At 39.5% G+C, this 13412-nt stretch carries 12 protein-coding genes; 3 read left to right on the top strand and 9 right to left on the bottom strand.

What is annotated here, in order from left to right; genetic code table 11:
• Positions 1–250 precede the first annotated feature (250 nt).
• From AAEU29_RS06895 to lptD, 7 genes are all read right to left on the bottom strand, one after another.
• On the bottom strand, positions 251–2266 hold the full coding sequence (locus tag AAEU29_RS06895) for a methyl-accepting chemotaxis protein (RefSeq protein ID WP_421972630.1): 2016 nt from the start codon (positions 2264–2266) through the stop codon (positions 251–253).
• 162 nt (positions 2267–2428) lie between these two features.
• Positions 2429–3259 (bottom strand): symmetrical bis(5'-nucleosyl)-tetraphosphatase, encoded by an 831-nt coding sequence (locus AAEU29_RS06890; protein WP_421972629.1) that lies wholly within the window; start codon positions 3257–3259, stop codon positions 2429–2431.
• Between the two features lie 8 nt (positions 3260–3267).
• Positions 3268–3651 carry a Co2+/Mg2+ efflux facilitator ApaG/CorD gene (apaG, locus tag AAEU29_RS06885; protein WP_421972628.1) on the bottom strand — a complete coding sequence of 128 codons (384 nt, stop codon included), beginning with the start codon at positions 3649–3651 and terminating at the stop codon, positions 3268–3270.
• Positions 3635–4441 (bottom strand): 16S rRNA (adenine(1518)-N(6)/adenine(1519)-N(6))-dimethyltransferase RsmA, encoded by an 807-nt coding sequence (gene rsmA / locus AAEU29_RS06880; protein WP_372770214.1) that lies wholly within the window; start codon positions 4439–4441, stop codon positions 3635–3637. Before rsmA ends, apaG begins: the two co-directional genes overlap by 17 nt.
• Positions 4442–5428 (bottom strand): 4-hydroxythreonine-4-phosphate dehydrogenase PdxA, encoded by a 987-nt coding sequence (gene pdxA / locus AAEU29_RS06875; RefSeq protein WP_421972627.1) that lies wholly within the window; start codon positions 5426–5428, stop codon positions 4442–4444.
• Between the two features lie 2 nt (positions 5429–5430).
• Positions 5431–6717, bottom strand: coding sequence for a peptidylprolyl isomerase SurA (gene surA / locus AAEU29_RS06870; RefSeq protein WP_421972626.1), 1287 nt, complete (start codon positions 6715–6717; stop codon positions 5431–5433).
• Positions 6718–6737: 20 nt separating this feature from the next.
• Positions 6738–8960, bottom strand: a complete 2223-nt coding sequence (gene lptD, locus AAEU29_RS06865; protein ID WP_421972625.1) for an LPS assembly protein LptD — start codon at positions 8958–8960, stop codon at positions 6738–6740.
• Positions 8961–9288: 328 nt separating this feature from the next.
• Here lptD and AAEU29_RS06860 point away from each other — a divergent pair, with 328 nt between their 5' ends.
• From AAEU29_RS06860 to djlA, 3 genes are read left to right on the top strand one after another with little or no spacing between them, the layout of a single operon-like run.
• Entirely contained in the window at positions 9289–10296 is a 1008-nt protein-coding gene (locus AAEU29_RS06860; RefSeq protein WP_421972624.1) for an aminoglycoside phosphotransferase family protein, read from the top strand.
• Positions 10293–10967 carry an N-acetylmuramate alpha-1-phosphate uridylyltransferase MurU gene (gene murU / locus AAEU29_RS06855; RefSeq protein ID WP_421972623.1) on the top strand — a complete coding sequence of 225 codons (675 nt, stop codon included), beginning with the start codon at positions 10293–10295 and terminating at the stop codon, positions 10965–10967. The genes AAEU29_RS06860 and murU overlap by 4 nt, the downstream gene beginning before the upstream one ends.
• The gene (gene djlA, locus AAEU29_RS06850) at positions 10968–11807 is read left to right on the top strand and encodes a co-chaperone DjlA (protein ID WP_421972622.1); all 840 of its coding nucleotides are present in this window, start codon (positions 10968–10970) and stop codon (positions 11805–11807) included.
• Between the two features lie 20 nt (positions 11808–11827).
• On the opposite strand, the gene AAEU29_RS06845 is transcribed toward djlA, so the two are convergent.
• Together AAEU29_RS06845 and rluA are read right to left on the bottom strand one after the other, a co-directional pair.
• Positions 11828–12622 (bottom strand): DUF3530 family protein, encoded by a 795-nt coding sequence (locus tag AAEU29_RS06845; protein WP_421972621.1) that lies wholly within the window; start codon positions 12620–12622, stop codon positions 11828–11830.
• Between the two features lie 112 nt (positions 12623–12734).
• Entirely contained in the window at positions 12735–13388 is a 654-nt protein-coding gene (gene rluA / locus AAEU29_RS06840) for a bifunctional tRNA pseudouridine(32) synthase/23S rRNA pseudouridine(746) synthase RluA (RefSeq protein ID WP_421972620.1), read from the bottom strand.
• Positions 13389–13412: the final 24 nt, after the last annotated feature.

Genomic DNA, 13412 nt, shown 5'->3' with positions numbered 1-13412 from the left:
GAACTCAGAACTCAGAACTCAGAACTCAGAACTCAGAACTCAGAACTCAGAACTCAGAACTCAGAACTCAGAACTCAGAACTCAGAACTCAGAACTCAGAACTCAGAACTCAGAACTCAGAACTCAGAACCTTGAATCTTCAATTTTTGAAGTTATTCGCTTTGAATAAGTACTTAGAAAAGTAACTATTCCTAAAATTTAGACACAAAAAAGCCCACCGAGACTGGTGGGCTTTTAAATAAATTAAGGGTTAAACCTTAAACTCTTCTACTGAAAGTCTTAATTCTTCAGCGAGTTTTGCAACTTCACTTGCAGAAGCGGATGTTTGGTTTGCGCCTTCTGCTGTTTGCTCGGCGATAGCAACAATCGATTCTAAGCTTTCACTAATTTCTTGTGATACTTGATGTTGCTCACCTGCTGCTGTTGCAATTTGCTCACTTGCATCGTGTGCTTGTGATACCGCTTGCGTAATTTGTTCAAGCGCCGCTGCTGCTTGTTCTGATTGCTCCACGCATGAATCAGCTTGCTGTTGACCTTTAGCCATAACAGCTACAGCTTCTTCAGCGCCACTTTGTAGAGATTCAATCATCGCTTGGATCTCTTGCGTTGATTCTTGTGTCTTACTCGCTAATGAACGCACTTCATCTGCTACAACAGCAAAGCCTCGCCCTTGCTCACCGGCACGAGCAGCTTCAATTGCTGCGTTAAGAGCGAGTAGGTTAGTCTGCTCAGCAATGCCACGAATAACATCTAAAATGCCACCGATTGATGCGCTATCTTGATGCAACTTATTAATTACCTGAGCTGCACCTGCAACTTCACTTGCCAATTGCTCAATCGTTAACTTGTTATTGCTTGAAATTGTTTTAACGCGTTCAGCTTCACTGTCTGCTTGCTTAATTTCATGTAATGCATCTTCAGCACTTTGTGTAACCGATTGTGAGGTGCTACTCATTTCGGTTGTTGCAGTTGCTGCTTGTTCAACTTGCGCACGCTGGCTTTCGATTGCTTGGCTTGATTCTGCTGTAACTGCAGACGTTTGTTCTGACGCAGCAGCAAGTTGCGTAGAGCGAGAAATAATACCTTGAATTAAGTTACGCAGATTATCTGTTACTCTATTAAGGCTGGTTGCCAATTCGCCAAATTCGTCTTGGTTACTATCATCAAGGCGTTTAGTCATATCACCTTGTGCAACGTTATCAAGCACGCTGTTAATTTCGCTGAGCGGCTTTGTAATGCGCTGTACAGTTAAGAAAGCGATAACAATAGCAATAATCGTCGCGATAACCATACCTAACCAAGTCCATAACTCCGCTTTTGCGACGCTGCTTTCAACTTCGGCTCTTAATTCCACTACTAAGTTATCTGATAGCGATGCAAGTTTATCTAGTTGTGTACTTGCCGTATTAGTGTTTTGCTCAGCTAGTTGAAGGTTACTCTTTGCTTCTTCTAACTGACGAATATGATTTTGTTTAATGTTAGCAAGAGATTTATTACCCTGGCTGTTTTCTTTTACAACTTGAAAGTAATTTTTAAAGTCTTGGTGTAGGTCGGAATCAGTTTGTTCAAAGGTATCGTTCAACAGCTCTAAATTACGCTGGATATCATTAATACTGAAGTTAACTTCGTTTGATAATGTTTCTACGGTTGCTGCATTGCGAATGTTAGTTAAATCGGTGCTATTACTTACTAAGCTTAACAATGCGGTTTCAATGTTAGACACAGCTTGATATAAACGCTGTGACTTGTCTTCAAGTTCAGCGCCATCGTTTAAATCTAAAATTACTGTGCTTGCATCTTCGGCTGCTATTTCAACTGTTTCAAGTTGCTTTTTCAAGTTACTTTCAAGCTCAAGCGCACTGGTTTTATTATTGATAAGACTTTGCACGCGGTTTACAAAACTTGCATATGTTTTATCGACGGCTGCGGCAGCACTTGATAATTGTTGATCGCTACTCACAACTTGCTTAAGTCTTTCATTCGACTTATCAAAATCTTGAGCTGCAGCCTGGTATTGGCTTATTAAGCCCTGTAATTGATTGCTGCTATCACTATAATAAACCTGCAATGCCAATGCTTGCATTTTATTAAATGATACCTGAAGCTCATTGGTTGCTCTGAGCGCAGGAATTGAGAGTGTATTCACATGATTAGATGAATTACTGATGCTATTTATTCTAATTAGTGAATTGATACCTATGGTGATCAATAGAAGGGTGATAAGAATAAATCCACCCCAAATACGTTGGCTTACAGTCAACTTCATATTCATTCCTGTTTACAAATTGCCGACAAAGTGAATAAGTCTCTTTGGACTTTACAAATTTATCGACATACATGGATACAACTTTAGTTTAATCTAGCAAAGTCGCGGCTTTATTTCAGTAATTCTAGTTGATTAGTTTATAGTCATTACTAAAAATACAACTTAATTACTATTTTGATGTTCTTTGAAGTTATTGCAATAGTGTTTTTTTTGCGTTTTGAGTTCAAGCAGTGTCATGCGCTCACCCCAAACACAGCCTGTATCTAAAGCAAATAAATTAGTATAGGGGGTTTGGCCTTGAAGTGCTGCCCAATGCCCGAAACACACGTTTATATTCTGATGATTTTGCGGTGCAACTTCAAACCAAGGCTGTAAGGTATTCTGTTTCTGAATTGCAGGTCCTTTATTGCTAAAATCCATTTTTCCGTTTGCGTCAACAAAGCGCATACGCGTAAATGCGTTTATCGTAAAAACAAAGCGGGATAACTTGTCATTTATATCTGAAATGCAGTTAACACTATTACCGTACATATTAGAAAGGTAAAAGGTCGCATTATCACCTTGGTATTTCTTTTCTGCTTTAGCTGCTAATTTGAGTGCTTGATTTACATCTAATTGTGGATTGAGACCGGCGTGAGAGAGCAATGTATTGTATTGCTCTAACCAAATAGCAAGCGGTTGTTGCTTAAGGAATTCAATATATTGAGGTAAATTTCTAGCTTCAAACAGGGATTGAAGGCAATCTTTTGGATTTGGTTTAGTGTGGGTGAAATAAGTTGCTAGAAGGTGTAAGTCGTGATTACCTAAAGTAATACTGACACTACCTTGTAGTTCATATAAAAACTTTAGGCACTCTAGCGAATGTGGTCCTCGCGCGACGATATCACCAACAAGATACAGGTGATCTTGGCTAGCATTGAAATTCACCACGTCCAATAACGTCATGAACTCATGATAACAGCCTTGCAGATCACCAATTACATAATCAGCCATAAGTTTTATTAATGAAGTACGACATCACTCGCGAGACGGAATACCTTGATAGGTGCTTGAAACTCATTACCAAACTCATTACGCATTTGATAGTAGCCTTGCATTGTTCCTATGGGAGTGTCTAGCACCGCACCTGAGGTATAAGAATAGCTTTCACCAGGACCAATGGTTGGGGTTTCACCTACCACGCCTTCACCTTCTACCTCGGTTTCTTTGCCATTAGCATCTGTAATAAGCCAATAGCGACTTAACAACTTAGTAGAACATAAGCTGTGATTTTTAATTGTAATGGTATAGGCAAAAACATATTTGTCTTTTTCCGGTTCAGATTGACCGTCGACATAAAAAGTTTCTACCGATACTTTAATCGGAGAATTACTGCTTGTTGTCATAAATCCAGTTTGCGATTTTTACAAATGTATCTAGAGAGAGATTTTCAGCTCGAAGCGTTAAATCTAACCCTAAGTTTTCAATTTCTTCAGGTGTTAGTAAGTTAGATAAACTATTACGAATAGTTTTGCGTCGTTGGTTGAACGCTTCTAAACAAACGGTATTTAAAAGTTTGGTACTTTTTGCCTTTAATTGGTCTGGCGTTTTAGGGATTAGACGAATTACAGCTGAATCAACTTTCGGCGCAGGTTTAAAACACTCAGGTGGTACATCGATGACAGGCATAGCATGGCAGTAGTATTGTGTCATAACACTTAATCGACCGAATGCTTTTGTACCTGGGCTTGCAACCATACGTTTAACGACTTCTTTTTGCAGCATAAAATGCATGTGTTCAATATTTTGATAAAACTCGAACAAATGGAAAAGAAGTGGTGTAGATACGTTGTAAGGTAAATTACCAAATACTTTTAGCTTGCGTTCATCTGTGATTAAAGATGCAAAATCAAATTGCATTGCATCACCTTGATGCACGGTTAATTTACTCGCAAGAAAAGGATGATGAATTAAGCGATGAGCAAGATCTTTATCAAGCTCTACAACCGTTAAGTGATCGGTTAAATCAGCAACAGGCTCAGTGATTGCACCAAGGCCAGGGCCAATTTCTACTAAATTATCGCCAGGTTTTGGGTCAATTGCTGTAACAATTTTATCGATAATACTGGTATCGTGTAAAAAGTTCTGACCAAAACGTTTACGGGCGCGGTGCCCTAAGTGTACTTTATCATTCATTTATTGTGCGCTTTTACTTGCCATTTCAATTGCTTTTGAAATTGCTAATTCAAAACTTCCCACTTCCGCTTCACCTTTTGCAGCTAAATCAAGCGCAGTGCCATGATCCACTGAGGTGCGGATAAATGGCAGGCCAAGGGTAATGTTCACCGAATTACCAAATCCTTTGTATTTTAACACAGGTAATCCTTGATCGTGATACATTGCGAGCACGGCATCTGCATCTTTTAAGTATTTATCTTGAAATAAAGTATCTGCCGGTAACGGACCAACTAAGTTAATACCTTCATTTCTAAGCAGTTCTAAGGTAGGTGAAATCACTTCAATTTCTTCTCTACCTAAATGACCATTTTCGCCCGCATGAGGGTTAAGGCCACAGACATAAATTTTAGGCGATGCAATGCCAAATTTAGTGGTTAAATCATGGTGAAGAATGCGTGTTACTTTACTTAAACGATCTTCAGTAATTGCTTTTGATACATATGCGAGCGGGATATGGGTTGTCACTAAGGCAACACGTAATCCTTCGGTAGCAAGCATCATCACAACATCAGGCGTATTCGATTGCTGCGCAAAAAACTCAGTATGACCACTAAACGAAATACCGGCTTGGTTGATGATACCTTTATGTACAGGGCCAGTTACAACAGCTGCAAACTCACCTTGCATATTGCCATCAGAGGCGTATTTCAAAGTATCAAGCACATACTGGCCATTAGCATCGTTAAGTTCACCTGCAACAACTTCTTCACTAATTGCAATGTGTTTTACAGTAAGTGAACCAGCAGTGTGCATTTTTGGTGCTTGTTGAGCATCGTAATCATTTAATGAAATATCAATGCCGAGCTGTTTTGCTCGTGCTTTTAAAACCGATTTGTCTGCAATTACAACAAGTTCAGCAGGCCAATTATGTTGCGCCAGTTGTAAAATTAAGTCTGGGCCAATACCCGCAGGTTCACCGGGAGTAATTGCAATACGTAAAGTCATAATTATTCTTCTATTACTTCGATGTAAGCTTGTTCACGAAGCTCACGTTGGAAAGTAAAGCTTTCTTCTTTAAAACGGCGGTTAAAAATCATCTGGTGAGCGCGGTTTTGCTTCACTAACTCTGTTTTATCAGAGATGCGACGGTCCATTAGCTCCATAATGTGCCAACCAAATTGTGTTCTGAATGGCTCACTAATTTGACCTTTTTCTAAGCCAAGCGCAGTTTCTTTAAACTCACCTACCCAAGAGTTAGGGTCAGTCCAATCATATGCACCGCCATTAAGAGCTGAGCCTGGATCTTCCGAGTGCTCTTTTGCAAGCTCTGCAAAATCTGCGTTACCCGCTTTTAAGTCAGTAACAAAGCCTGCCAGCATAGAACGCGCTTTTTCTTCAGAAACAATGATTGAAGGCTTAACTAAGATGTGACGAACTTTAAGTTCAACTGCTTCAACAACTTCAACACCACGTACATCTTGTAATTTTACAATGTGGAAACCTGCACCTGAGCGAAGCGGGCCCACGATATCGCCTTTTTTGTGGCCTTTTACGGCTTCAGCGAATAATGTTGGCATTTCATTGATGTTCATCCAACCTAGTTGACCACCTTCTAATGCCTTGGCACCACCAGACGAAGCAATCGCAATTTGTTTAAACTCACGACCTTCATTTAAAAGTCTAATAACAGCTTCAGCACGCTCTTTTTGTGCTTTAATTTCTTCAGCGGTAGCACCGTCTGGGATTTCAATCAGGATATGACCAACATTGTATTCTTCGTTGGTTTGGCCTTGTTCTTCTAAAATGCGAAGTAAATTTTGTACTTCTTGAAGACTAACATACACACGACGCTCTACACTTGCGCGCATGGTACGGCTGGCGATCATTTCATTGCGAATTTCTTCACGGTACGTTTGGAAGTTATCGCCACTTGCTTCAAGTGAACGGCGCATATCATCAAGTGTTGCACCTTGCTCTGCAGCCATTTGTGTTAGCGTTTGGTCAAGTTGTGCATCCGAAATACGCAAACCAATACGCTCACCCATTTGTAATAACAAAGTTTGGTCAATAAGTTTATCAATCGCCTGACGTCTAAGTGCTGTTTCAGAAGGCAGCTCTTGACCTGATTCTTTCGCGCGGTTTGTTACACGGTTAACCAGTGCATCAACTTCACTTTGAAGAACAACACCGTCGTTAACTTTTACCGCAACACTATCAAGTACGGTTTGGCTGTATGCGCTTTGGCAAAAAGCAAGTAGGGCAACGCCCGCGGTCATTAATCGTTTTAACTTCATTGATTTTTCTACTTACACATTTAATTTGTTAGAAAATAAGGTCTGCGATAACTAAAGATGCTTTGGTTGAGTAGTTTTTGCGCATCAAGACCCATTATAAATTTAATTTGAATACTCGAGTCAAATTTAGCTGATTCATTTTCAAATTGACCTACTGGCTTGTTTAAGTCAGTTTCAATTTGTCTACTACCAGATAATTGAATCGCCCAACAACATGACTGGTATTGTACACCAGTTAAAAATTCTACGCTGCGATCGCTTTCGAGATCACGTTGATAGCTTGAAACAAGTTGCCATTGCTCACCAATTGGATAGCTGGCAAACAGACCAATTTGTTCAATGGTATTTCCTGAGACATTATTTGCGTATCTATGGTTCAATTGAATTAGCTCATTATTATCACCCTTGTAATCAAGGGTTAAATGCGAGTTAACTAATTCGCTACCATCCGTATCGTATTGCAGACCAGCAGATAAATACCAGTTTTTATGCCAATGAAGCATGGCTTCACTGGCGAATAGTGAATTGTAACTTGCGTTGTCGTCAATTTCTGATGGTTTTGCTTTATCTGAAACATAGAAAATCTGACCAATGCTAAAGTTAAACACTTCATTGTTTTGTTGGTTAAATATGCGTGTTGTCGCACCTAAAGTAAACTGGTTTGCCGTGGCAATTCTATCAACCCCAGAGAAGCGTTGTTCACGAAATAGTCCGTAAAAATCATCTTGTAATTTAACGGTATCGTATAAGCCAATATTAGATTGGTCTTTGTCTGGGATATATAAATATTGCGCTTTTGGTTCAAGTGTTTGCAAGCCTTTATCCACTAACCAGTGGGTGTCACGCTCAAAGTTAATTTGTCCGTAAAGGCGAAGCTTTGGCAAGGTTCGATTGACGTTTTCTTCAAATTGACTGCCAATTAAATCACCTTGTTGGTGATAATTGGTTTGCAGCACACTCACTTCCGAAAGAAAACTCCATGCATAATCGCTTACACCATAACTGAGTTTTGGTTCTAAATGCAGACGCGTCGCTTCTTCAACAATTGCTTCTTCATTTTGGAAATGAGCAAATTCACCATTAAAGGTAAAATCAAATCCATAAAAATCAAAAGCATTAATTTGGTTGAATGAAATCTGTGGTAACGCACGATAAGACTCTAAGTGATCACCTAATACTTCAAAGCCTTGCAACTTAAAGTCGGTATGCCAGTTTTCACCTAGATGGGTTAATTGGATCAGGTGGTTTAGTTGGGTGTCTGTGCGATTCGCATAGCTTGAACCCATATCATTGATGTAATTGTCATCACTGATATTGGTAATATCAATTTGACCGCGCCAATTATCATCAATTTTACTGTATTGGCTAAAATGAAGCAGGTAACGACTATTGAGTTCTGGAGCCGAATCATCACTATTAAGGTATTCAATTGCCGCCATACCCTGATGCTCTTCTGTTAAATAGCGAAACTCCGTTTGTAACTGAAAGCCTTTGTTTGCCATATAACGTGGGGTAATGGTTGCATCTATATTAGGTGCAATGTTCCAGTAAAAAGGCGTCTCTATTTCTAAACCGTAACGGTTAGAGCTGGTGAATGTGGGCTCAATAAAACCTGACTTACGTTTATCCGAAATTGGGAAAGTAAAATAGGGAAGATAGAAAACCGGCGTATCGTAAATTTTAAGAACGGCACCATAGGTTTCACCCCAACCTTCTTCTTGCGATAACTTAATTTTTTTCGCATCAAGCGCCCACACAGGGGTTTCGCTTGGGCAAGTTGTAAAACTGGCGTCTTCTAACAAAAGTGCCTGGTTAGTTACTTCAAGAAGCTTTGCTTCACCGCGACCAGCTTGTTGTGTGAACTGGTATTTTGCATCACCGAGTGATAATTCAGATGAGTTAAAGTTAGCAAAAAAGTGCTTTGATGAAATATAGCTATTCGTGTCTTGATAGATAATTGGGCCAATCGCATTAAGCATACCATTGAGTTTATCAAGCTCAGCACTTGAAGCCGTAAGACTCATCTGCGTTGAGTCCATAACTACATTGCCACTAAAAAGCGCTTTATTTCGACCTGCGAGTTCAACGGTGTCAGCGTTAATAGCCAGTTGCCCTAAGGTTAGGTCAGAAGTTGATTGCCAACTAAGGTTTGGATCTGTTTCACATAGGGAAAACATATCTGAAGCACTTGCTATAGGTGACATAAATATCAGTGTTGCCAATATGCCAAAAGGGCGTTTCATTAATCAGATAACCTTGTGAAAAAGAGTATATTTAAGTTTGGTGTCACACCATATTTAACATAGGTGGTCTTTTGTCAAAATTCTTATAAAAACCCAAACAGTATTACTTTTTGCTGCATCAAATTTATATCGTTTGTACAAAATTCAAACTGACAGCGTTAATACACTCTAGAATAATTTAATTTTAATGATTTCTCTCATTACTTGAGCTGGTAATATACCATTGAAAAGAGAAAAATACTTGTGCAATTAAGCGTCATTTATACTGTGTTACCAAATGGCAAAGGACAATGCACGATTTGTAATTAATTGTAGTAGGGGTTAAGCCTTGCATAACCAAATGTTTGATGCGTTTTTATCGCAAAACTTACCTAATTTAAAAGAACAACAGTCATTAAATATTGAGCTCATAACCGGGGATGCAAGTTTTCGTAAATACTATCGTGTTAGCGCTTTAAGCCAAAGCTATATTCTTATGGTATCACCGCCAGAACTGGTTAATAACGAGCCTTTTATTGAACTGAACACTTTGTTTAATCAAGGTGATTTTAAAGTACCAAGTATTCTAGCTGTGGATAGAGAACACGGTTTTCTGTTAATTGAAGACTTAGGAAGTACTCACTTTGCTGATTGTTTAGGGCAGGGAAAAGATACTGAATTGTATCAACAAGCCATTGCGTTATTGCCGCAAATCGCCACTTTACCGTCAAGCTCAGCGATGAAACCGTATGATGCTGCCTTTATCGACCTTGAACTTGAGATTTTCAATGAATGGTTAGTGCAAAATTTTTGCAAAATTGAAATGGATATTGGTGCCAAAAAGAATTGGCAACAAGTAAAGCAGCAGTTGATTAATGCGCTTGAAATGCAGCCTAAAGTGACCATGCATCGCGATTACCACAGTCGAAATTTAATGTTATGGAATGAGCAATGGGCGATTATCGACTACCAAGATGCAGTGCAAGGGCCGCTTACTTACGATTTAGTTTCATTGACTAAAGATTGCTACCAAGTACTTCCTCAGGCCCTTCGCAATTCGCTAGTAAAATATGGTTTTACACAATATGAAAAAGCGGGCTTGACTCAAGGGCTTGGTTTCAGCGATTTTGAAATGCTTTATACCCTGACAGGCATTCAACGTCATTTAAAAGCCGCAGGTATTTTTTGTCGTTTGAGTTTGCGTGATGGTAAACAAGGCTATTTGCCGCATGTGCTTGATACTTTAAATTATGTTATTGAAGCCTGTAAAGAAGTGGCAAATGCATTCCCAGTACTTGGTTATTTTGCCGAGTGGTTACAAGTAAGCGTGAAACCACAATTGGAGGCAAAACTGTGAAAGCTATGATCTTGGCTGCAGGTCGTGGTAAACGCATGATGCCACTCACTGAACATATGCCGAAACCGATGCTCACCGTTAATGGAAAACCGCTTCTTCAATATCATATTGAGCGCTTAGCTAGTGCAGGTATTAAAGAGATAGTGATAAACCTTGCTTGGTGTGGTGATGTTATTCGCAGCACACTAGGTGATGGCAGTGAATTTGGGGTTCGCCTTATTTACAGTGATGAAGGTGGCGAAGGTCTTGAAACCGCAGGCGGTATTCTTAATGCATTAGATCTATTATCGGATACTTTTATTGTTATTAACGGCGATATTTACACTGATTACGATGTATCCAGTTTGACACAAATTGCATTATTGCCTCACCAAGCGCATTTAGTATTGGTTGAAAATCCAGAGCACAATCCAAGCGGTGATTTTTCAATTCTCCAAGGATTTGCGCATTGTGATGAAAATAGAGAAGATAAACATACATTTGCAGGTATTGCGCTTTATCACAAATCATTTTTTGCAAAGCGAGAAACAGCATTTTTACCATTAGCACCGTTGTTACGTGAGAAAATGGCTGAGAAGTTAGTTACCGCAGAGCTTTATATTGGTAAGTGGTTCGATATCGGCACGCCAGAGCGATTGGCAGAGATTAACCAACAGGAGTTAAATAGCTAAATGTGGGGAAAGTTATTAGGTGCCGGGTTTGGTTTTTTATTTGGTAAATGGTTAGGGGCTATTTTAGGTTTTTATCTGGGGCATTTATTTGACCGTGGTTTAAAACAAGACTTCAATAAAGCCGGTGGCTTTCAAGGTTTTTTTGATAATAGTTCTGTGTCAGAAAAACAGGCGTTATTTTCATACACTTGTTTTGCCGTTATGGGGCACATTGCTAAATCAAACGGCCGAGTAAACGAGCAGCATATCTCTGCTGCATCTCGTTTTATGGATGAAATGGGGTTGTCGGGCGGTGCTCGTCGCGATGCGCAAAATGCCTTTCGCAGTGGTAAAGAGGCAGATTTTCCTTTTAAATCGGTGCTTAAAGATTTTCGTGATCGTTTTTCTGGCCGTTATGATTTAATTCAGCTGTTTCTCGAAATTCAAATCCAAATGGCGTTTAGCGATGGTGAGCTGAGTGACAAAGAGCGTGAACTACTTAAACAGGTTAGCAAGCTAATTGGCATCAACAATGCCCATTTCAGCTTTATTTTAAAGCGCTACAGAGCTGAGTTTGAATTTCATCGCTACCAACATTCTAAGCAAAATCAACAACAATCACATCGTTCATCAGGTAGTGCTTCACAAACTAATGGGTTATCTCGTAGTAGCGCATTGCAAGTATTAGGTTTAGATGAAAGTGCCGATGAAAAGGCAATTAAAAAGGCGTATCGTAAACTGATGGCGCAACATCACCCAGATAAGCTGGTATCACAAGGTTTACCGCCCGAAATGATGCAACTTGCGAAACAAAAAAGCCAAGATATTCAAGCGGCTTATGAGCTTTTAAAAGGTAAGTAATTCGAGCTTAATCAATTAACTTAAAGACCAAGCCAAGTTAGAAAACCATAGATTTCTTTTGATAATCGTTGGTGTTGTTGCTCACTTGATTGGCTGCCAAATAATGTGCGCTGGCGATAATTAAGCTTGTGATTGCGCCGCGCTAACTTTTTTCTCAATTCCATTTGTTGGCTTAACCAATGGTTGTGGCTTTGATAAAAAATATCGAGTGTTGGCCAAGTAGTTGTGGTGATGGTTTGGTTTAATGCTTTATTTTTTTGTGGTTCATTATAAAAATTATTTAAAAGTACTAAAGCATCAATAGGCTCTGAGCTTTGTTGGCTTAAATAACTATTAAGAATCGCGCCACTTTGCCCTTGAGTGATTACAATAACAAAACCAGGGTGAGTCAGTGCTTGCTGATACATTGCTTTAAAGCGGCTAGTTAAACTTAAAGCGTAGGCGTCAAAATCTGGTTTTGTATAGTGTGAAAGGCTTGGCGCGAGGCTTAAATTGTCGTTTTCGGGCAGCTCTTCGTTATTAATACGCGGCGAACTTCCTGCGCTAATACTGTAGGTTATCCAGCCGTAATCGTTCAAAGATTTACGTAAAAAATCGATACCACGATCATTGGCCTGGGTGAGATGCCAATCGGCAATTAAGATCGCCACACCTTTATCAAATTCAGCAGTATGATCGCGAAACAATGCGGTTATTTCATTTTCGCCAGCCATCACATTAACAACTTCAGATTTATCGTAGTAATGGCTAATATCTTGGTTTCCTTGAAGCTCTTTATTTATAGGCGCAAGCCATTCAACCTCTTTAGCATTCACTAAAAATGGTAGGCTTAAACAAATTAAAAGAGTTAAGAAAGTTCTAAAGTTCACACGCGTAAATAATTATTCGATTTTTAAGTTTATCGACATATTCCGCGAATATTTTAGTTTAAAAATCAGGTTCAGAGTAAAAACTTAGTTGTTTTTGTGTAACCGGATGGGTAAAACTTAAATACTCTGCATGAAGCTGTAAACGTGCTGCCATTGCTAGAGCCTCTGGATGCGCATACAGGCGATCGCCCAAAATCACATGACCAAGTGATAGCATATGAACACGTAACTGATGAGAACGACCTGTAATTGGCGTAAGGGCAACACGGGTTGCATTTTCTTCATACGCGATTACTTCATAATGCGTCAGTGATGGTTTGCCGCGTTCATGATCCACCATTTGTTTAGGGCGATTAGGCCAATCACAAATTAGGGGTAAATCAACCGAGCCTGTCGTTGGCTCAAGCTTACCGAAAATACGCGCAATATAACGCTTTTTAGTTTCTCTATCTTGAAACTGACGGCTAATTTCACGATGGGCAGGTTTGTTGAGTGCTAAGCAGATAATGCCTGAAGTTGCCATATCTAACCGGTGCACTATGGTAGCCGTTGGAAATACTAAATTAACGCGGTTGATTAGGCTGTCTTTATGTTCAGCTGCTTTACCTGGAACGGTTAATAACCCACTTGGTTTATTCAATATAATCAAGTCATTATCTTGGTAAAGGATATTGATATATGGTGAGGTTGGTGGGTTATAGTTTAACAGCACAGAGATTCCAGCAAAAAAATAGGG

This window comes from Pseudoalteromonas aquimarina (genome assembly GCF_049257255.1).
Lineage (GTDB): Bacteria > Pseudomonadota > Gammaproteobacteria > Enterobacterales > Alteromonadaceae > Pseudoalteromonas.
This window is presented reverse-complemented; position numbering and strand designations above follow the sequence as displayed.

Bases quoted from the DNA above. Each gene is read 5' to 3' on its own strand.
- lptD (WP_421972625.1), bottom strand. From the start codon at position 8,960: ATGAAACGCCCTTTTGGCATATTGGCAACACTGATATTTATGTCACCT.
- AAEU29_RS06890 (WP_421972629.1), bottom strand. From the start codon at position 3,259: ATGGCTGATTATGTAATTGGTGATCTGCAAGGCTGTTATCATGAGTTC.
- djlA (WP_421972622.1), top strand. From the start codon at position 10,968: ATGTGGGGAAAGTTATTAGGTGCCGGGTTTGGTTTTTTATTTGGTAAA.
- pdxA (WP_421972627.1), bottom strand. From the start codon at position 5,428: ATGACTTTACGTATTGCAATTACTCCCGGTGAACCTGCGGGTATTGGC.
- apaG (WP_421972628.1), bottom strand. From the start codon at position 3,651: ATGACAACAAGCAGTAATTCTCCGATTAAAGTATCGGTAGAAACTTTT.
- rsmA (WP_372770214.1), bottom strand. From the start codon at position 4,441: ATGAATGATAAAGTACACTTAGGGCACCGCGCCCGTAAACGTTTTGGT.
- AAEU29_RS06895 (WP_421972630.1), bottom strand. From the start codon at position 2,266: ATGAAGTTGACTGTAAGCCAACGTATTTGGGGTGGATTTATTCTTATC.
- surA (WP_421972626.1), bottom strand. From the start codon at position 6,717: ATGAAGTTAAAACGATTAATGACCGCGGGCGTTGCCCTACTTGCTTTT.